General features: G+C 69.6%; 1 pseudogene. It reads left to right on the forward strand.

Annotated elements, in window-relative coordinates:
• A pseudogene (locus tag AC1DNF_RS35755) lies at positions 1 to 606 on the forward strand (hypothetical protein); the annotation flags it as partial.

Raw genomic sequence — 606 nt, forward strand, 5'->3', positions numbered from 1 at the left:
TGGTCAAGACCGTTTCGCTGGGCGCGAAGCCGACGGCGGTGAAGACCACGGTGTACGGCAACCCGGCGCGCGCCTGGGTCGCGACGCAGGACGGCACGCTGCACATCTTCAGCCTGGACGGCTACGCACCTGGCGGCACCCCGGCGTCGACGAGCGCCAGCGCGATCGCCGAAGTGGGCACGGTGACCGGCATCGGCCGCAACCCGACTTCGCTCGCGACCTCCAAGGGCGAGTTCGGCGCCAGCTTCGAGCCCAACAACCAGCAGGTGATCGTGGCTTCGCGCGGCGACCGCAAGATCTCCTGGGTGCGCTTCGCGAACAGCGGCAACAGCGGCAGCATCGTGCGGACCTTGCAGGACGCGCGTCTCGTCGACCCGATCGCCGTCGAGGACGGGGACAACTTCGCCAACCAGGGCTACGTGATGAGCGTGGCCGACTACGCGGGCAAGTCGATCAGGAACTTCCGCTACGGTCCGGTGGTGTTCGCGGACGGCGGCTCCTGCCCGCAACCCAACGGTTGCGCGGTGCAGCCGACGGGCTCGACCGCCATCGAGTACGGCGGCGCCCTGGCCCTGCCGGGCAAGCCGTTCCAGCTCTCGACGGCCA

It is taken from the genome of Variovorax sp. 01T432 (genome assembly GCF_056398605.1).